General features: G+C 71.7%; 16 protein-coding genes and 1 pseudogene. 10 read left to right on the top strand and 7 right to left on the bottom strand.

Translation table 11 applies throughout. The features are described 5' to 3' along the window. The first annotated feature begins 110 nt into the window (after positions 1-110). From SSP24_RS17945 to SSP24_RS17930, 4 genes are read left to right on the top strand one after another with little or no spacing between them, the layout of a single operon-like run. The gene (locus SSP24_RS17945; RefSeq protein WP_141310590.1) at positions 111-2,186 is read left to right on the top strand and encodes an MMPL family transporter; all 2,076 of its coding nucleotides are present in this window, start codon (positions 111-113) and stop codon (positions 2,184-2,186) included. A gap of 47 nt (positions 2,187-2,233) precedes the next feature. Next, on the top strand, positions 2,234-3,454 hold the full coding sequence (locus tag SSP24_RS17940; protein ID WP_229865443.1) for a sensor histidine kinase: 1,221 nt from the start codon (positions 2,234-2,236) through the stop codon (positions 3,452-3,454). Further along, a complete protein-coding gene (locus SSP24_RS17935) occupies positions 3,451-4,116 on the top strand; it encodes a response regulator (RefSeq protein WP_141310587.1) in 666 nt (221 codons plus the stop codon). Before SSP24_RS17940 ends, SSP24_RS17935 begins: the two co-directional genes overlap by 4 nt. Before the next feature lie 57 nt (positions 4,117-4,173). After that, positions 4,174-5,373, top strand: coding sequence for a sialidase family protein (locus tag SSP24_RS17930; RefSeq protein ID WP_141310586.1), 1,200 nt, complete (start codon positions 4,174-4,176; stop codon positions 5,371-5,373). 7 nt (positions 5,374-5,380) lie between these two features. Here the strand turns inward: SSP24_RS17930 and SSP24_RS17925 are convergent, their stop codons facing one another. Genes SSP24_RS17925 through SSP24_RS17905 form a run of 5 tightly spaced genes read right to left on the bottom strand, consistent with a single transcriptional unit; the run spans position 5,381 to position 11,917 of the window. Continuing rightward, on the bottom strand, positions 5,381-6,313 hold the full coding sequence (locus SSP24_RS17925; protein WP_141310584.1) for a dihydrodipicolinate synthase family protein: 933 nt from the start codon (positions 6,311-6,313) through the stop codon (positions 5,381-5,383). Continuing rightward, positions 6,310-7,335, bottom strand: coding sequence for an oligopeptide/dipeptide ABC transporter ATP-binding protein (locus SSP24_RS17920; RefSeq protein ID WP_141310582.1), 1,026 nt, complete (start codon positions 7,333-7,335; stop codon positions 6,310-6,312). The genes SSP24_RS17925 and SSP24_RS17920 overlap by 4 nt, the downstream gene beginning before the upstream one ends. After that, positions 7,332-9,308: a dipeptide/oligopeptide/nickel ABC transporter permease/ATP-binding protein gene (locus tag SSP24_RS17915; RefSeq protein WP_141310714.1), complete on the bottom strand. Its 1,977-nt coding sequence runs from the start codon at positions 9,306-9,308 to the stop codon at positions 7,332-7,334. The genes SSP24_RS17920 and SSP24_RS17915 overlap by 4 nt, the downstream gene beginning before the upstream one ends. 14 nt (positions 9,309-9,322) lie before the next feature. Continuing rightward, positions 9,323-10,282, bottom strand: coding sequence for an ABC transporter permease (locus tag SSP24_RS17910; protein ID WP_141310580.1), 960 nt, complete (start codon positions 10,280-10,282; stop codon positions 9,323-9,325). A 3-nt stretch (positions 10,283-10,285) separates the two neighbouring features. Beyond that, entirely contained in the window at positions 10,286-11,917 is a 1,632-nt protein-coding gene (locus SSP24_RS17905; protein WP_141310578.1) for an ABC transporter substrate-binding protein, read from the bottom strand. A 190-nt stretch (positions 11,918-12,107) separates the two neighbouring features. Here SSP24_RS17905 and SSP24_RS44155 point away from each other — a divergent pair. Beyond that, positions 12,108-12,240 (top strand): annotated as a pseudogene (locus tag SSP24_RS44155) (FCD domain-containing protein); the annotation flags it as partial. Between the two features lie 18 nt (positions 12,241-12,258). Here SSP24_RS44155 and SSP24_RS17895 read toward each other — a convergent pair. Both SSP24_RS17895 and SSP24_RS17890 read right to left on the bottom strand, forming a co-directional pair. Beyond that, positions 12,259-13,167 (bottom strand): hypothetical protein, encoded by a 909-nt coding sequence (locus SSP24_RS17895; protein ID WP_141310577.1) that lies wholly within the window; start codon positions 13,165-13,167, stop codon positions 12,259-12,261. Further along, a complete protein-coding gene (locus SSP24_RS17890; protein WP_141310576.1) occupies positions 13,164-13,709 on the bottom strand; it encodes a SigE family RNA polymerase sigma factor in 546 nt (181 codons plus the stop codon). Before SSP24_RS17890 ends, SSP24_RS17895 begins: the two co-directional genes overlap by 4 nt. Positions 13,710-13,789: 80 nt before the next feature. On the opposite strand from SSP24_RS17890, the gene SSP24_RS17885 reads away from it, so the two are divergent. The 5 genes from SSP24_RS17885 (at position 13,790) to SSP24_RS17865 (ending at position 16,857) form a co-directional block, all read left to right on the top strand. Next, positions 13,790-14,233: a protein-tyrosine phosphatase family protein gene (locus SSP24_RS17885; protein ID WP_141310575.1), complete on the top strand. Its 444-nt coding sequence runs from the start codon at positions 13,790-13,792 to the stop codon at positions 14,231-14,233. A 68-nt stretch (positions 14,234-14,301) separates the two neighbouring features. Next, entirely contained in the window at positions 14,302-14,739 is a 438-nt protein-coding gene (locus SSP24_RS17880) for a VOC family protein (protein ID WP_141310574.1), read from the top strand. Between the two features lie 138 nt (positions 14,740-14,877). Then, positions 14,878-15,111 carry a hypothetical protein gene (locus SSP24_RS17875; protein ID WP_141310573.1) on the top strand — a complete coding sequence of 78 codons (234 nt, stop codon included), beginning with the start codon at positions 14,878-14,880 and terminating at the stop codon, positions 15,109-15,111. 134 nt (positions 15,112-15,245) lie between these two features. Next, on the top strand, positions 15,246-15,995 hold the full coding sequence (gene recO / locus SSP24_RS17870; protein ID WP_141310572.1) for a DNA repair protein RecO: 750 nt from the start codon (positions 15,246-15,248) through the stop codon (positions 15,993-15,995). A 22-nt stretch (positions 15,996-16,017) separates the two neighbouring features. After that, on the top strand, positions 16,018-16,857 hold the full coding sequence (locus SSP24_RS17865; protein ID WP_141310571.1) for an isoprenyl transferase: 840 nt from the start codon (positions 16,018-16,020) through the stop codon (positions 16,855-16,857). Positions 16,858-16,877: the final 20 nt, after the last annotated feature.

Genomic DNA, 16,877 nt, shown 5'->3' with positions numbered 1-16,877 from the left:
ACCCCCGGCCGTACCGCCGAACTCGCCCTCGCGCGCGACGTGTTCCCGCCCTCGCGCCGGAAGTCTGGAAGCCGCATCCAGTCATCCGTGCCGGAGGGAGGGCCCTGTCCATGGGGGCCGGAGAAACGATACGAACGCGGCGCCGCGCGGTGCCGTGGCTGCTGCTCGCGCTGTGGGTCGGCGTGCTGGCGGTCGCCTCGCCGTTCGCGGCGAAGCTGGGGGACGTACAGCGCGACCGCATCACCGACTATCTGCCGGCGAGCGCCGACTCCACGCAGGTCGCCGAGATCCAGGACCGGCTGCCGGGCGGTGAGACCACCGAGCTGGTGCTCGTCTACCACCGGGACGGCGGGCTCACCGCCGCCGACCGGCAGACCGCGGGGGAGCAGGTCGCGCGGATCGCCGGGGAGCATGATCTGGCAGGCGAGCCGCAGGGCGTGCCGTCGAAGGACGGGACCACCCTCATGTATCCCGTCGCCACCAACGAGCCCGGCGACGACGAGAAGAAGCGCGACGCCTTCGTCGACGCGGTGCGCGAAGTCGCTCACAGCGAGGGCGGGTTGACCGTCCAGGTGGGCGGGCCCGGCGCCATGACCACGGACGCCAGCAAGGTGTACAACCAGCTCGGCGGGCCGCTGCTCTACACCACCGTCGCCGTCGTCGCCGTCCTGCTGATCCTCATCTACCGCAGCCCGGTGCTGTGGCTCGTACCGCTCGCCGTCGCCGGACTCGCCGACTATCTGTCGATGGGCGTCGCCTACGGACTGCACGAGGCCTTCGGGACACAGGTGTCCGGGCAGAGCACCGGCATCATGACGATCCTCGTCTTCGGCGCGGGCACCGACTACGCCCTGCTGATCATCTCCCGCTACCGCGAGGAACTGCGCCGGATCGAGCGGCCGTACGACGCCATGCGGGCCGCGCTGCGCGGCTGCGGACCCGCCGTGCTCGCCTCCTCAGGGACGGTGGCCGCCGGGCTGCTGTGCCTGCTCGCCGCCGACCTCAACTCCAACCGGGGGATGGGTCCGCTGGGCACGGTGGGCGTGCTGTGCGCCCTCGCGGCTATGCTGACCCTGCTGCCCGCGATCCTCGTCCTGCTGGGCCGCCGCGTCTTCTGGCCGCTCGTCCCGGCGTACGGCTCCACGCCCAAGGTCCGCCGGTCGCTGTTCGCCGCGATGGGCAGCTCCGCCGGGCGGCGCCCGGTGACCGTACTGGCCGGCGGTGCCGTGCTGCTCGGCGCGCTCGCGCTGGGCGCCCTCAACCTGCCCGGCTCGCTCAAGCAGGAGGACTCCTTCGTCGACAAACCGGAGTCCGTCGACGCCCTGCAGACGCTGGCCGAGGCCTACCCGGAGCGGTCCAGCCAGCCCATCACCGTGCTCACCCCGGCCGACCGCGCCGACGCCACCCTCGCCACCGCCCGCGGCACCGACGGCGTAGACAGCGCGCAGCAGGGACGTACCGGAGACGGCTGGACGGAGGTCGTCGTCATCGCCGAGGACGCTCCCCAGACGCCGGGGGAGACCCGGACCATCGAGGCACTGCGCGACCGGCTCGACGGCTCCTACGTCGGCGGACCCAGCGCCCAGCAGCTCGACCTGAAGGAGACCAACGCCCGGGACACCGCGGTCGTCGTACCGATCGTGCTGGTCTCCGTGCTGCTCATCCTCATCGCGCTGCTGCGGTCCCTGGTCGCGCCGCTGATCCTGGTGGCCGCCGTCGTCGCGGTGTGGGGCGCCACGCTCGGCATCGGCGGGCTGGTGTTCGAGCCGCTGTTCGGCTTCCAGGGCACCGATCCGGGGCTGGGGCTGCTGTCCTTCGTGTTCCTGGTCGCCCTCGGCGTCGACTACGGCATCTTCCTCATGCACCGGATGCGCGAGGAGGCGATGCGCGGCGCCGAACCCACCACGGCAGCGCTCACCGCCCTGCGCACCACCGGCGGCGTGATCGCCTCCGCCGGGCTGGTGCTCGCCGCGACCTTCGGGGTGCTGCTGAACATGGGGCTCGTCGCGCTCGTCGAGCTGGGCTTCGTGATCGCCGTCGGGGTGCTGCTGGACACCTTCCTCGTCCGCACCTATCTGGTGACCAGCGCCAGCGTGGCGCTGGGCCGGAAGGTGTGGTGGCCGGGGCGGCTGTCCAAGACGCCCGTGGAACCGGTACGGCCGCAGCGGCAGCCGGAACCCGTATGAGCCGTGGGGCGCCCCTCCCTGCCGGAGGGGCGCCCGCCTCCCGGAAGATGAGCCCCGTGCACCCACCCGACACACCAGGCCTCGGCGAGCGGATCATGGCGGTCGTCAACCGCGACCCGCTCACTGCCCCGCACGCCCTGCGCAACGACGCCCTGCTCGCGGCGGCCACCGCCGTCCTCGCCACGGCCATCGCTCTGTTCACCGACGGCGGACGGCGGCCGGACGGGTTCGCCTGGGTGCTGCTGCTCGCCACCTCGGTCCCGCTGGTGTGGCGGCGGCGCCGGCCGCTGCTCATGCTGGCCGTGGTCGTGGTGCTCGTCGGGCCGTATCACGCCCTCGACTACAACCACATGGCTCCCGCCCCCGCCACGTACGTCATCCTCTACTCGGTCGCCGTCACCGGCCGCCCCCTGCGCACGCTCCTCGCCGGAACCGCCGTCCTCGGCATCTCCGTGAGCGTGATGCTCACCGTCAACGCCCACGAGGCCCTCGAACTGCTGCGCATCTCCGGCTGGGTGATCGCCGTCCTCTTCCTCGGTGTCGACGTCCGCTACTACCGCCAGTACGTCGCCGCCATCGTCGAACGCGCCGAACGCGCCGAGCGCACCCGCGAGGAGGAGGCCCGCCGCCGGGTCGCCGAGGAACGCCTGCGCATCGCCCGCGACCTGCATGATCTGCTCGCGCACAGCATCACCCTGATCGGTGTGCAGACCTCCGTCGCCGCGCACGTGCTGACCGCCGACCCCGAACGCCTCGACCGCGCCGCCGTCGCCAAGGCCCTCGACGACATCGCCGAGACCTGCCGCACGGCCCGCGGTGAACTGCGCACCACCCTGGAGGTGCTGCGCGAGCACACCCCGGCCGAGGCGCGCGGCCCGCTGCCCGACCTGCACGGCCTGAAGGACCTCGCGGACACCGCGCGGGGCGCCGGCGCCAACGTGGAGCTGACGGTGCGGGCCGAGCAGGTGCCGCCCGCCGTCGGGGCGGCCGCCTACCGGATCGTGCAGGAGGCGCTCACCAACGCCGTACGGCACAGCGGGCGTGACGACGTCACCGTATGCGTGCGGGTGTACGAGGGCGAGGGCGCCCTCCGGGTCGACGTCACGGACGACGGGACCGGCGCCGGCACCGGCACGCCCGGCTTCGGGCTCGTCGGCATGCGGGAACGGGCCCGCAGCGTGGGCGGCACGCTGGACGCCGGGCCGTGCCGCGCGGGCGGCTACGAGGTGACCGCCGTACTGCCCCTGGGAAGCGAAGGAGCCCGATGAGCGCCATCCGTGTACTGCTCGCCGACGACCAGACCCTCGTACGGGCCGCGTTCGCGATGCTCGTCGAGTCGGCCCGGGACATGGAGGTCGTCGGCCAGGCGGGCACCGGACGGGAGGCGGTGGAACTGGCCCGCAGCGCCCGCGCCGACCTGGTCGTGATGGACATCCGCATGCCCGACCTGGACGGTATCGAGGCCACCCGGCTGATCGCCGCCGACGAGGATCTGGCCGGGGTGAAGGTGCTGGTCCTGACCACCTACGACACCGACGAGAACATCGTCGAGGCGCTGCGCGCCGGCGCCTCCGGCTTCCTGGTGAAGGACACCCGTCCGGCCGAACTCCTCGACGCCATCCGCACGGTGGCCGCCGGTGAGGCACTGCTGTCGCCCGGCCCGACGGCCCGGCTGATCGCCCGTCTGCTGCGCAGCCCCTCGGCCCCCGAGGCGGCCGGACCCGAATGCCTGTCCGAGCGTGAGCGGGAGGTGCTCACGCTGGTCGCGCGTGGCCTGAACAACACCGAGATCGCGGAGTCGCTGGGACTCAGCCCGCTGACCGCGAAGACCCACGTCAGCCGCATCATGGGCAAGCTGGGGGCGCGGGACCGGGCGCAACTGGTGATCGTGGCGTACGAGAGTGGGCTGGTGACTCCGGGGACGATGTGATGGACAGTCAGTCACCGATGGCTGACGTACCGTCACCGACCCTGAGGGAACCGCCCGATGAGACGTTCCGGACGCGCCATGCTGACCGCCGCCGCCACCCTCGCCCCGCTGGTGCTCGGCCAGCTCACCTCCGGCCCGCCCGCCTCCGCCGCCCGCTGTACGTCCTCCGTGCCGTACACCGCGGGGACGGGCGGCTACGCCACCTACCGCATCCCGGCGGCCGTCACCACCGGCACCGGCGCCGTCCTCGCCTTCGCCGAGGGGCGGCGCGGCGGCGCGGCCGACTCCGGCGACATCGACGTGGTCGCACGCCGCTCCACCGACGGCGGCTGCACCTGGGGCCCGCTCACGGTGGTGGCCGCCGGGAAGGGGGACACCCGCGGCAACCCGGCACCCGTCGTCGACCCGCGCACCGGCGCCGTCGTGCTGCTCACCACCTCCAACAGCGGTGCCGTGACGGAGGCGCAGATCATGCGGGGCGAGGTGACGCCGAAGCAGAGCCGGCGGGTGTTCGTGCAGCGCAGCAAGAACGACGGGCGCACCTTCACCGAGCCGCGCGAGATCACGGCGGCGGTCAAGCGGACCGGCTGGCGCTGGTACGCCACCGGCCCCGGCCACGCCCTCGCCCTCACCCGCGGCCCGCACGCCGGGCGCCTGCTGGTCCCCGCCAACCACTCAGCCGCCCCGCCCACCGGTTCCCCCGACACCGGCCAGGAACCCAAGTACTACGGCGCCCACGCCTTCCACAGCGACGACGGCGGCACCACCTGGCGGCTGGGCTTCGTGGACGACTCCTACGACGGCCACGACAACGCCAACGAGAGCGCGGCCGCCGAACTCCCCGACGGCACGCTCTACTTCTCCGCCCGCGACCAGCACGGCACCAGCTCCGGCCACCGCCTCGACAGCCGCTCCACCGACGGCGGCCGCACCCTGGCCCGCCCCTACGCCGTCCAGCCCACCCTGAACGACGTACCCATCGTCCAGGCGAGCGTCCTCCAACCCGGTGATCGAGCCGCCCCGTTGCTCTTCTCCGGCCCCTCGGTGCCCACGGCCCGCAAGGCCATGACGATCTGGCGCAGCACGGACGCCGGGAGAACCTTCACCAAGGCACTGACGCTGTCCCAGCACCCGGCGGCCTACTCCGACCTGGTGCAGGTCGGCAGGGGCACGCTGGGGGTGCTGTACGAGACGGGGGTGACGGGGACGTACGAGAGGATCGAGTTCCGGCTGATCCCGCTCGCCGATGTGTCGTAGCGGGGCGTCAGAGCAGCCCTGCCGCCGCGAGGAACTTCCCCACCTTCTCCACCTCCTCCGGCGACAGCGGCACCTGCGGCTCCGCTGTCGCGGGGCAGTCGATGATCCCGCGCAGATGCAGTGCCGCCTTGAAGGCGCCCAGTGCCGAGGAGCTGCCGCCCATTCGGGTGGGGGCGCCGACGCCTACCAGGCCGAACAGGGCGCACAGCCGCTCCTGTTCGGCGCGGGCGCGGGACCAGTCACCGGCCCGGCACAGGCGGTCGAGGCGGACGTAGCCGTGCGGGTCGACGTTCGCCAGGCCGGGCACCGCCCCGTCCGCGCCGAGGGCGAGGGCCGCGTCCACGACGGCCTCGGAGCCGGTCAGCACGCTGAAGCCGGAGACGCCGTGCGCGTGCAGGCCGGTGATGACCTGACGGAAGCCCGCCAGGTCCCCGCTGGAGTCCTTCAGCCCGGCCAGCACACCCTCGGCGGCCAGTTCCAGGACCAGGTCGGCGGGGAGCTTGGTGTGGACGGCGGGCGGGATGTCGTAGGCCAGGACGGGGACCGGGGAGGCAGCGGCGACGAGCCGGTAGTGGCGGGCGATCTCCGCGGGGTGGGTGCGGGCGTAGAACGGCGCGGTGACGACGACGGCGTCCGCCCCCGCCTCGGTGACGGCCGTGACGTGGTCCAGCACGCGCGGGGTCGTCATGTCGATCGCCCCGGCGACCAGCGGGAGCTGCCCGCCGACGTGACCGGCCACGGTCTCGACGACGAGGGCGCGCTGCCGGTCGGTGAGGAAGGCCGCCTCGGAGGTCGAGCCGAGCACGAACAGCCCGTGCACACCACCGGCGACCAGATGATCGACCAGCCTGAGCAGCGAGCGGACGTCCACCTCACGGTCCGGTGTCAGGGGCGTGCAGACGGGCGGGATGACACCGGTCAGCGGGGTGGGGAGGTTCATGCGGGCTCCTTTGGTGGTGCCTGAGCCTGGCCGACAAGCTCACGGGTCGACTCTTCCTCTCCCACCGGATGATGGCACCTGAATCGGTGCACAGAGGTGGACGAAACGGAAAATTCAGGCATGGAGTCGGCGCACACCCCGTCGGCCTTCCAGCAGCGGGTGCGGAATGGGCAGCCGCTCGGCGGCCGCGTCGCCGACGGGACCGGGCCGACCAGCGGGATCGGGTCGATCGGGTCGAGCAGGCCGGGCGTCGCGGAGAACAGCGCGCGGGTGTACGGGTGCCGGGCCCGGTCGGTCACCCGGTCGGCCGGGGCCACCTCCACGATCCGGCCGAGGTACATGGTGATCACCCGGTCGCTCATCCGCCGTACCGTCTGGATGTCGTGCGAGACGAACACCAGCGCAAGGCCCAGCCGCTCCTTCAGGTCCAGCAGCAGGTTGAGGATCTGGGCGCGCACCGACACGTCCAGCGCGCTGGTCGGCTCGTCGGCCACCACCAGGTCCGGGTCGAGGGCGAGGGCGCGGGCGATGGCGACGCGCTGGCGCTGTCCGCCGGACAGCTGGCCGGGCAGCCCGTCCGCGAGCGCCTTCGGCAGACCGACCAGCGCCATCAGCTCCCGTACCCGCTCCTCGCGCCCGGCGGCCGTGCCACGTCCGTGCACGTCCAGCGGGTCGCGCAGGATCTGCCGTACCGTCAGCCGTCGGTTCAGCGCGGTCGACGGGTCCTGGAAGATCATGCCGGTGTGGCTGCCGATGGCCTTCCTGCGTTCGGCGGGCGGCATGGCCCACAGATCGCGGCCCTGGAAGGACACCGTCCCGGACGTCGGCGGCTGCACGCCCACCAGCACCTTCGCCAGCGTCGACTTGCCGCAGCCGGACTCGCCGACCACGCCGACCGTCTCGCCGGGTGCGATCGTGAGGTCGGCGCCGGTCAGGGCGTAGACCTTGTCCCGGGTGAACAGCCCGCCGGTGCGGGCCTTGTGCACCACGTGCACGTCGGCGAGTTCCACCAGTGCGGTCATGAGACGACCTCGCTCTCCGCCTCGCCGGTGTTCACCAGCAGGACCGCCGGGTGGTGGCAGGCCGCCGTGTGCGTCGGGGTGCCCAACAGGTCGGGGGGTGTGGTCCGGCAGACCTCGCTCGCCATCGGGCAGCGGTCCGCGAACCGGCAGCCCGCCGGGAAGTCGGCCGGGGACGGCACGACGCCCTTGATCTGCGTCATCCGCTCCTGGGACGACTCCAGCGACAGCACGCTGCCGAGCAGCCCGCGCGTGTAGTGGTGGGCGGGCGCCTCGACCAGGTCGGCGGTCACGCCCGTCTCCACGATCTGCCCGCCGTACATCACCACCACCCGGTCGGTGACGGCCGCGACCAGCGCGAGGTCGTGCGAGACCAGGATCAGCGCGAAGCCCAGCTCCTCGCGCAGCCTCAGCAGCAGTTCCATGATCTGCGCCTGCACGGTCACGTCGAGCGCGGTGGTCGGCTCGTCGGCGACGATCAGCTTCGGGTCGCGGGACAGGGCCATGGCGATCAGCACGCGCTGGCGCTGGCCGCCGGAGAGTTCGTGCGGGTAGCTGCGCAGGGTGCGTTCGGGGTCGAGGCCGACCATGGTGAGCAGTTCGGCGGGACTGCGCCGCCCGCCGCGGCGTACGACCTGCTTGAGCTGGGCGCGGATGGTCATCGCCGGGTTCAGGGAGGACAGGGCGTCCTGGTAGACCATCGCCATCTCGTGGCCGAGCAGCCTGCGGCGCACCCGCATCGGCTCGGCGAGCAGGTCGCGCTGGTTGAAGCGGACCTGGCCGCGCACGCGGGCGCCCTTGGGTTGCAGGCCCATGACGGTGAGCGCGGTCAGCGACTTGCCGCAGCCCGACTCGCCGACCAGGCCGAGCACTTCACCGGGGTGCACCTCGAAGCTGATGCCGTCGACGATGTCCACGCCGTGGTGCCGGTCCGGGAAGCCGATGGCGAGGTGCTCGACGGCGAGCACCGGTTGCCCGCCGGGCAGGGGGCGGGCGCGGGAGCGGAGCCGGTGGGCGGCCTCGGTGAGGCCGGGGAGCGGGGTGACCTTGCCGCTGCCGGGCTCGGGGGCCTCCAGGCGGTCCTTGGGCGCCTCGACGTCCCGGGGCGCCGGTGCCGCCCAGGCGTCGGACACCCCCTCCGAGAGGATGTTCAGCGACAGCACGGTCACCAGCATCAGCAGCCCGGGGAACACGGTCGCCCACCAGCCGCCGGTCAGCACCATGTTCTTGCCGTCCGCGATGACACTGCCCCACGAGGGGTCCGGCGGCCGTACGCCCGCGCCGATGAAGGACAGCGACGCCTCGAAGACGATGGCCTCGGCGACCTGCACCGTGCAGAACACCAGCACCGGCGCGGCGCAGTTGATGGCGACGTGCTTGACGACGATGTGCGGGGTGCGGGCGCCGATGACCCGTTCGGCCGTCACATAGTCCTCGCCGTACTGGTCGAGGATGTTCGCCCGTACGACGCGGGCGACCGGCGGCGTGAACAGGAACGCGATCGCGCAGATCAGCAGCGTGATCCCGCCGCCGAACACGGCGACCAAAACGGCGGCCAGCGCGATCCCGGGGAACGCCATCACCACGTCCAGGCAGCGCATCAGCGTCTCGTCCACCGCCTTGCGGGAGGTCGCCGCGACCGCGCCGATCAGCGAGCCCACCAGCAGCGCGAGCGCGGTCGCGCCGAGCCCGATGGCGAGGGACCAGCGGGCGCCGTACATCAGCCGGCTGAGGATGTCCCGGCCGAGGCTGTCCTGGCCCATCCAGTGCTCGGCGGACGGATGGCCGGTGCCGTCGACGGGCGGCAGCTGCTCCAGCGGGTCGTAGGGCGCGAGCAGCGGCGCGCACACCGCGACCAGCACCACCAGGGCCAGGAAGCAGACGGCGACCTTCGACAGCAGTGGCAGCCGGCGCCAGCCGTGCAGCCGGACGCCGGGTCGGGTCAGGGCCTCGGTGAGGCGCTTGCGGGAGAACATCAGGCCGGGGAACATCAGGCCGCATCCCTCAGTCGCGGGTTGACCAGCAGGTAGAGGATGTCGATGACGAGGTTGACGACCACGAACCCGGTCGCCGTCGTCAGGACGACGCCCTGGACGACGGCCGGGTCGCCGTTCTTCACGGCGTCGATCATCAGCTTGCCCATGCCGGGCAGCGAGAAGATCGTCTCGATGACGACCGCGCCGCCGAGCAGATAGCCCACGCGCAGCCCGAGCACGGTCAGCGGGTTGATCAGGGCGTTGCGCAGCACGTTCCGGCCGACCACCACCCTGGGCGGCAGCCCGCTGCCGATCGCCGTGCGGACGTAGTCCTTGTCCAGCTCCTCGACGACGGCGGTGCGCACGATCCGGGTGAGCTGCGCGGCGACCGGCAGCGACAGGGCCAGGGCGGGCAGGGCCATGGTCTTCAGCCAGCCGGTGAAGGAGTCCGCCGGGTTGATGTAGCCGCCGGTCGGGAACCAGCCCAGGTCGACCGCCAGGTACTGGATCATCAGCAGCGCCAGCCAGAAGCCGGGCGCGGCCACGCCGGTCAGGGACACCACCCGGATGATCTGGTCCGGCAGCCGGTCCCGGTAGATCGCGGCGGTCACCCCGCCGAGCAGCGACAGCACCACCGCGATGCCCAGTCCCAGGAAGGTGAGCTGCATGGTGAGCGGCAGCGCGGTCATCACCTGGTCGACCACCTCGCCCCGGGTGAGCGCGCTGGTGCCCATGTCACCGTGCAGCAGATCACCGACGAAGGCGACGTAACGCACCGGCAGCGGATCGAGCAGACCGTGCTCCTCGCGGAAGTCGTGCAGCTGCTGGGGCGTCGGATTGGCGCCCTGGAAGAACGCGGACGCCGGGTCGACGTCGGAGAACCGCATCACCAGGAACACGAACAGCACGATGCCGAGCATCAGCGGCACCAGCAGCAGGACACGACGGGCCAGGATCCGCAGGACGGCGACCACTGGCTAGGCCCACTTGGCCTGGAGGACGTTGATCCCGGGGTACGGCTGGGCCCTTATCCCGGCGAGATCCCTCGGGTCCCACGCCGTCATCAGCTCGTTGTGGACGACCGGGTAGAGCACGGCCTGCTCGGCGACGACGTCGATGTAGTCCTGGATCATCGTCTTCTTGCGGTCCGGGTCCGGCTCCCGGGTGGCCCGGTCCATGTCCGTGAAGAGCCGCCTCGCGACCGGGTCGCCGGCCCAGCGGGCGTACTGCATCCACAGGTTCTCGGGGCCGTAGTTGTAACGCATGATCAGGTCGGCGTCGAGCCCGAACTGGTTGGGGTTCGAGGCCGCGGCCACCACCTGGTAGTCCTGCTTCTGGTCCATCTTGGTGAACACGGCCGTGGTCTCCTGCGGCGACAGCGTCGTACGCACCCCGATCGCGTCCCAGGACGACTTGATGGTCGGCAGGCAGTCCACGATCCAGCTGACGTTCACGGCGAGGATGTCGATCCGCAGCCCGCTGACCCCGGCCTCCTTCAGCAGCGCCTTCGCCCGGTCCGGGTCGTGGTCGTAGACCGTCTTCGCCCGCCGGTACGTCGGATTGGCCTCGTTGAGGAACGACGACGACGGCTTGCCGTGCCCCTTGAGGGCGACCTCCACGATCTTCTCGCTGTCGATGGCGTAGTGCAGCGCCTGCCGCACCCGCACGTCGTCGAACGGCTTGTGCCGGGTGTTGAACATCAGGAACAGGTTGTTCATCCCGGCCCCGCCCGCCACCGTCAGCCCGCTGCTCTCCAGCCGGCCGATGTTGGCGTACGGGATGTTGTCCGCGATCTGCGCACCCGCGCTGCCGCCGGAGATCTTCGCGACGCGCGGGGCGGCGTCGACGATCGTCAGCCAGTTCATCTTCCTGAAGGCGGGCGGGCGCGGGCCGTTGTAGGCGGCGAATGCCTCGAAGGTGGTGTTGGACTTCGGGTGGTGCGCGGTCTGCCGGTACGGCCCCGAACCCACGGCCAGCCCTCTGATCGCGTCGTTCCAGGCGCCGGGCCGGGAGAACACGTGCTTCGGCATGATCTTGGCCAGGGTGAGCCGGGAGACCCCTTCCGGGAAGGGGAACTTCAGCACCAGCTCGACGTTCCGCTCGTCGACCTTGCGTACGTCCTTCAGCCAGGGCTCGAAGAACCCCTTGGCCAGGGTCTGGGTGCCCGGGTCGAGGATCCGGTCGAAGACGAACACCACGTCGTCGGCGGTGACCGGCCTGCCGTCGTGGAACGTGGCGCCCGCGCGCAGGGTGAACGTCCAGGACGTGGCGGTGAGGTCCGCGGGCACGGCGGTCGCCAGCGCCGGATAGGGTTCCCGGGAGATCGGGTCGGTGTCGAGCAGCCCCTCGTAGATGTGGTTGTTGGCGGCCATGCAGAACGCCGACGCCGTCTGTGTCGGGTCCCAGGTCCCGTCGTTCCCGTAGCCGATGACCGCCGTCAGCGTCCGGTTCGGGCCCGTGCCCCCGTCGCCGGTGTCGTTGGTGGACTCCGGGCCGGCCGAACAGGCGGACAGCGACGTGGAGACCGCGGCGGCGGCGCCGAGGGCGCCGGTGTGCTTCAGAAACGAGCGGCGGTGCAGCGCCGGAACGTCGTTGGTCACGTCGCGCACAGGTCCTCCGGGAGTCGTGGGGGAGGCGGTCGGAAGATTCGGACGATCAGGAGATACGACGTCCTACGTCCTGCGGTCAGCGCGACCATAGGAGCGGCCAGGGGGGCGGTCAAGAGATCACACACGAATGGTGTATCTGCCAGAGGTCGCACCATTGACGCGAGGAAATGGCGGGAGTTGGCGCAGGTGAGGGACCCCGGACGACGCGTCCCCCGAGCTCACCGTTCACCGTCATCGCGCCATCATCACCGCGCTGCGCGCCCGTGACGTGGAGGGCGCGCAGCGCGGTGACGGCGGTTCACTTCCGTGGCGCAGAGGGCTGACCGGGGCCAGCCACGCCGCTACGGCAGCGTCGGAATGTAGTACTTGTCCCGGTCGGAGTCGTAGACCAGCTTGCCGTCGGCGTCGTACCCCTTGACGTGCGGTGACCTGGTGACCTGCTGGTTCAGCTCACCGGCGGCGACGAACCAGCCGTCGTCCAGTACCGCCTCGCTCGTCTCGTCCCCGTAGGAGACGGTCACCCGGGCCACGGACGGCTCGACCGTGCCGATGCTCGCCCAGCGGAAGGGCAGCCTCCAGTTGCCCCTGTCGATGACCGACTGCATGTAGAGCTTGTGCGCGTTGATGTCGGGCATCACGACCGGGGCGTCCGGGATCGCGTCGTCGCCGCTGCTGACGCTCCGTCCGGAGACCTCGCCATCCTTGATGTTGCAGATCAGCCGGGTCTTCGGGCCCTTCTCCCGCACCGCGACGACGAAGTGGCCGTCGCCGGGGGCGTTGCTGTCGCCGGTGCTGCGCATGGCGAGCAGGATCCGGTAGTCGGAGGCCTCACCGAGGGAGGTGTCACCCAGGCCACCGCCCATGCTGTACGCCAGACAGTCCTCCACCCCGGACACGGCCGTGGCCCGGTCGATCCCGTCCAGCAACTGCCCGTCCGTGGCCGGACCCGAGGGTCCGGACGGCGTCGGAGAGGGCGTGGGCGTCGGCGACGGCGGGGCGGTGACGGACGGGCTCGGCGTGGCGGTGTCCGCCCCGTTCGTCCCGCCCGTCAGCGCGTACGCCCCCACGGGCACCGCCACCAGCGTCACCAGCGCCGCCCCGACCGCCGCCACCCGCCGGCGCCGCTCGACCGTGCCCTGCTGCCGGATCGCCGGATACGGCACCTGCGACGGCTGGACGGCGTAGGCGTCCTCGGCGAGCAGCTCACGGACCTGTTCCTCGAACTGCCGCTCGTCCTCGTCGTGGCTCACCTGGTGCCTCCCTGTCCCCCCGACGCGCGGCCGGCAGGTGCGTCCATGACCTGCGCGAGCCCCGGATACGTACGCAACTTCGCCAGCCCCTTGGCGGCCTGGCTCTTGACCGTGCCGGTGGAGCAGCCGAGCACCTCGGCGACCTCCGCCTCCGACAGGTCCTCCCAGTACCGCATCACCACCACCGCCCGCTGCCGGGGCGGCAACCCGGCGAGCGCACCCATCAGCGCGCTCCGCTCGTCCGCCCGCGACACGGCGTCGTCCCGCCCCGCCCGCTCGGGCGGCGACGCGGTCAGCGCCTCGCTCACCCGCCGCTTGCGGAACCGGTCGCTGTTGCAGGTGACGAGCATCCGCCGCACATACGCCTCCGGACTGTCACTGCGCGCCACGCGCCGCCAGGAGCCGTACGCCTTCGCCAGCGCGGTCTGTGTCAGGTCCTCGGCGTGGTGCGCGTCGCCGGTGAGCAGATAGGCGGTCCGGACGAGATGGGACCATCTCGCCCTGACGAATTCCTGGAACTGGGCCTCTGGTTCGGCCTGCATCAAGCACCCCCTCGCCCTCCAGACCACCGGTTGTCCGGAATCGGTTGCCCGGGCACGCCGAACAAGTTTCGAATAACACCATGACGACGATCGACAAGTGGGACGAACAGTTGCCAGGCGTACTCCGGCTGCCCTCGGGCCGCCTGATCCGCGGCCGGGGCCTGCGGCACCCCCTCGACCCGGCGGCGCCCGGCCCGTCGTACGGCGTCTACCTCCTCGGCAAGCCGCCCCAGGCCCACCCCTGGGAGTCCCGCTGGATCCACTGGCCCGACTTCCGCCTCCCGAAGGACCGGGCCGACGCCCGGACGGCACTGACCGAGGCCTGGGAGCGAGCCGCCGCCGAGCGCGTCGAGATCGCCTGCGGCGGCGGGCGCGGGCGTACGGGAACGGCGCTGGCCTGCCTGGCGGTTCTGGACGGCGTACCGCCCGAGGAGGCCGTGGCGTACGTCCGGGCGGGTTACGACCGGCGGGCGGTGGAGACGCCGTGGCAGCGGGCGTACGTACGCCGGTTCGCCGGGCATTGAGGTCCACGTCGAGCGGCCGACGGGCGCGGCCTGTGTCGTGGGAGGACCATGGCTGAGGAGGTGCGCGTATGGAATGGACCCTCGAGGTGATCGCCGTACCGGTCACCGACCTGGACCGGGCCAAGGCCTTCTACGAGGACCAGTGCGGTTTCCGCGCCGACATCGACGCGTCGTTCTTCGGCGACACCGGCCGTTTCGTCCAGCTCACGCCGCCCGGCTCCCGCTGCTCCATCGTGCTGGAGTCCGGCATGCCCGACTCTCCGGGCCAGTCCCGCATGGTCCCCGGCTCGCTCCAGGGACTCCAGCTCTGCGTCACGGACATCGAGGCGGCCAGGGCGGAGCTGGTGGGACGCGGGGTCGAGGTGACTCCGGTGCTGCACGTGGACGCGTCCGGCTGGGCGGAGGGCCGTGGCGAGGAGCGGTGGAACTCCTTCCTCTTCTTCCAGGACCCCGACGGCAACGGCTGGGCGGTCCAGGAGGCCCCGGTACCTCTCGCCGAACGCTGACGTCCAGCTGGTGCGTCGGGCTTCCGGCGAGTGTAGAGGCAGTGCGTAGTCCGGGAGTCGCAAAGAGTGAAATCCGGAAGACGCGGGGAACCACCCCGTGAAGCAATCGCGGAGCGCACTGGAAAAGGCCGGAAGCCGATGAAGTCGAAGAAGCCGCCGAAGCCGCCGATCGGCTCGTACGTCGTGGACACCCGCAGCGGGAAGGTGGGGATCGTCATGGGGCACGAGGGGCCGTACGTGCAGCTGAGAGCCGTCGGCGGCGGGAAGGAGTGGGACTGCGACCCGGAGGCCCTGCGCAACGCCACCGCGGCGGAGCGATTGAGCGCGGCGACCGCCTACGCCAACGCCCGCAGCCGGGGCGAGGTTCCCTGAAGGAGGGCCACCCGCGTAGGAGACAATGGCCGCATGAGCCTGTCCCGCGCCGACGCCATCGCGCTGCACACCCGCGAGCCGGGCGCGGCGGACCGGATCATGCTGCACCCCCAGCAGTGCCATGGCGGTGTGCGATGAGTCTGTTCCGGGACGACGGCATCGTCCTGCGCACCCAGAAGCTGGGTGAGGCGGACCGGATCATCACGCTGCTCACGCGGGGGCACGGGCGGGTGCGGGCGGTGGCGCGCGGGGTGCGGCGGACGAAGTCCAAGTTCGGGGCGCGTCTCGAACCCTTCTCGCATGTCGACGTGCAGTTCTTCGCGCGGGGCAGTGAACTGGTCGGGCGCGGGCTGCCGCTGTGCACGCAGAGCGAGACCATCGCTCCGTACGGCGGCGGGATCGTGACCGACTACGCGCGCTACACCGCCGGGACGGCGATGCTGGAGACGGCGGAGCGGTTCACCGACCACGAGGGCGAGCCGGCCGTGCAGCAGTACCTGCTGCTGGTCGGCGCCCTGCGCACGCTCGCCCGCGGCGAGCACGCCCCGCACCTCGTCCTCGACGCCTTCCTGCTGCGCTCCCTCGCCGTCAACGGCTACGCCCCCAGCTTCACCGACTGCGCCAAGTGCGGCCTGCCCGGCCCGAACCGGTTCTTCTCGGTGGCGTCCGGCGGCTCGGTCTGCGCGGACTGCCGGGTGCCCGGGAGCGTCGTACCCTCCCCGCAGACCCTGGAGCTCCTCGGTGCGCTGCTTACGGGAGACTGGGAGACCGCGGACGCGTGCGAGCCGCGGTATGTGCGGGAGGGCAGCGGGCTGGTGTCCGCGTATCTGCACTGGCACCTGGAGCGCGGGCTGCGCTCACTTCGGTACGTGGAAAAGCAGTAAGACCTGAGGAGACGAGAAGCACATGGCCGTACGCGGGTTCCTGGGGCGCCAGCGGCGCGAGTACAAGACGCCGGAGCCGCACCCGTCCGGTGCCCGCGCGCCGAAGCTGCCCGGTGAGCTGATCCCCGGCCACGTGGCGATCGTCATGGACGGCAACGGACGCTGGGCCAAGGAGCGCGGGCTGCCGCGCACCGAGGGACACAAGGTGGGCGCCGAGCGGGTGCTGGACGTGCTCCAGGGCGCGATCGAGATGGGCGTCGGCGCGATCTCGCTGTACGCCTTCTCCACCGAGAACTGGAAGCGGTCGCCGGACGAGGTGCGCTTCCTGATGAACTTCAACCGCGACTTCATCCGCAAGACCCGCGACCAGCTCGACGAACTCGGCGTCCGGGTGCGCTGGGTGGGCCGGATGCCCAAGCTGTGGAAGTCGGTCGCCAAGGAACTCCAGATCGCCCAGGAGCAGACCAAGGGCAACGACCGGCTGACCCTGTACTTCTGCATGAACTACGGCGGCCGCGCCGAGATCGCGGACGCGGCGCTGGCGCTGGCGGAGGACGTGAAGGCCGGGCGTCTGGACCCGTCCAAGGTCACCGAGAAGACCTTCGCGAAGTACCTCTACTACCCCGACATGCCGGACGTCGACCTATTCCTGCGTCCCAGCGGCGAGCAGCGCACCTCCAACTATCTGCTCTGGCAGAGCGCCTACGCCGAGATGGTCTTCCAGGACGTCCTGTGGCCGGATTTCGACCGCCGTGACCTGTGGCGGGCCTGCGTGGAGTACGCGTCGCGCGACCGGCGTTTCGGCGGCGCGATCCCGAACGAGGAGCTGCTGGCCATGGAAGGCAAGCAGCCGCGCGGCTGAGTCCGGCCGCCGGTCGGTAG

It is taken from the genome of Streptomyces spinoverrucosus (genome assembly GCF_006539505.1).
In the GTDB taxonomy this organism is placed as follows: Bacteria; Actinomycetota; Actinomycetes; order Streptomycetales; family Streptomycetaceae; genus Streptomyces; species Streptomyces spinoverrucosus.
This window is presented reverse-complemented; position numbering and strand designations above follow the sequence as displayed.

Coding starts and splice junctions, on each gene's coding strand:
- SSP24_RS17935 (WP_141310587.1), top strand. CDS start 3,451: ATGAGCGCCATCCGTGTACTGCTCGCCGACGACCAGACCCTCGTACGG.
- SSP24_RS17880 (WP_141310574.1), top strand. CDS start 14,302: ATGGAATGGACCCTCGAGGTGATCGCCGTACCGGTCACCGACCTGGAC.
- SSP24_RS17940 (WP_229865443.1), top strand. CDS start 2,234: ATGAGCCCCGTGCACCCACCCGACACACCAGGCCTCGGCGAGCGGATC.
- SSP24_RS17875 (WP_141310573.1), top strand. CDS start 14,878: ATGAAGTCGAAGAAGCCGCCGAAGCCGCCGATCGGCTCGTACGTCGTG.
- SSP24_RS17890 (WP_141310576.1), bottom strand. CDS start 13,709: ATGCAGGCCGAACCAGAGGCCCAGTTCCAGGAATTCGTCAGGGCGAGA.
- SSP24_RS17920 (WP_141310582.1), bottom strand. CDS start 7,335: ATGACCGCACTGGTGGAACTCGCCGACGTGCACGTGGTGCACAAGGCC.
- SSP24_RS17930 (WP_141310586.1), top strand. CDS start 4,174: ATGAGACGTTCCGGACGCGCCATGCTGACCGCCGCCGCCACCCTCGCC.
- SSP24_RS17925 (WP_141310584.1), bottom strand. CDS start 6,313: ATGAACCTCCCCACCCCGCTGACCGGTGTCATCCCGCCCGTCTGCACG.
- SSP24_RS17915 (WP_141310714.1), bottom strand. CDS start 9,308: ATGTTCTCCCGCAAGCGCCTCACCGAGGCCCTGACCCGACCCGGCGTC.
- SSP24_RS17885 (WP_141310575.1), top strand. CDS start 13,790: ATGACGACGATCGACAAGTGGGACGAACAGTTGCCAGGCGTACTCCGG.
- SSP24_RS17865 (WP_141310571.1), top strand. CDS start 16,018: ATGGCCGTACGCGGGTTCCTGGGGCGCCAGCGGCGCGAGTACAAGACG.
- recO (WP_141310572.1), top strand. CDS start 15,246: ATGAGTCTGTTCCGGGACGACGGCATCGTCCTGCGCACCCAGAAGCTG.
- SSP24_RS17945 (WP_141310590.1), top strand. CDS start 111: ATGGGGGCCGGAGAAACGATACGAACGCGGCGCCGCGCGGTGCCGTGG.